Origin of the sequence: Rothia sp. HMSC071F11 (assembly GCF_001809115.1) — a bacterium.
Taxonomy (GTDB): domain Bacteria; phylum Actinomycetota; class Actinomycetes; order Actinomycetales; family Micrococcaceae; genus Rothia; species Rothia dentocariosa.
Genome location: NZ_KV795760.1, coordinates 17,510 through 18,044, shown reverse-complemented (window position 1 = coordinate 18,044; position 535 = coordinate 17,510). Strand labels below are relative to the sequence as shown.

Sequence of the window (535 nt, the reverse complement as noted above, 5' to 3'; positions counted from 1 at the left end):
TGCTGGCCGAGGAACCCGCGCAGAAGAATGCCCGTGCTCAAGGTACTAGGCGGCGCCGAAGAGAACGGAAACCGCCGAAAGAACCGGCAGGGTTTAGCGGTTCTGCAGAGACTGAGCCGCTGGACCCGGCGCTGATGCTTGAGCTTCTTGCCGCACAATTGCGTGCGGGGCTCAGCCTGACCGGCGCCCTACAGGCTCTTGGCCGGGCACTCGCGCATGAAGAACGAGCAATAAGCGACGCGCTTGAGCACATCACCTTGACCCTGACGGTAAGCGCCGATTGGCAGGCCGCCTGGGACGGTTACGACCATCCACTCCTGCGGGAATTGGCTCGGATTCTGGCACCGGCGTATTCGGCGGGAACACCCAGCTCGGCACTGCTGCGGCACTGCGCGGCAACATATCGGCTTGAAGAGCGCCGGGCGGCAGAGCGCGCATCCGCAAAACTTGCCGTGGCGCTGGTTCTTCCGCTGGGACTGTGCTCGCTTCCGGCCTTTATCTGCTGCGGAATCATACCGATTGTGATCTCGCTTCT

1 protein-coding gene is annotated in these 535 nt (G+C 62.8%); it reads left to right on the top strand.

The genetic code is table 11. The annotated features are described in order from the left end of the window. Positions 1-535: type II secretion system F family protein (locus HMPREF2554_RS07670; RefSeq protein ID WP_141744376.1), on the top strand; the 535-nt coding region annotated here is incomplete at both ends.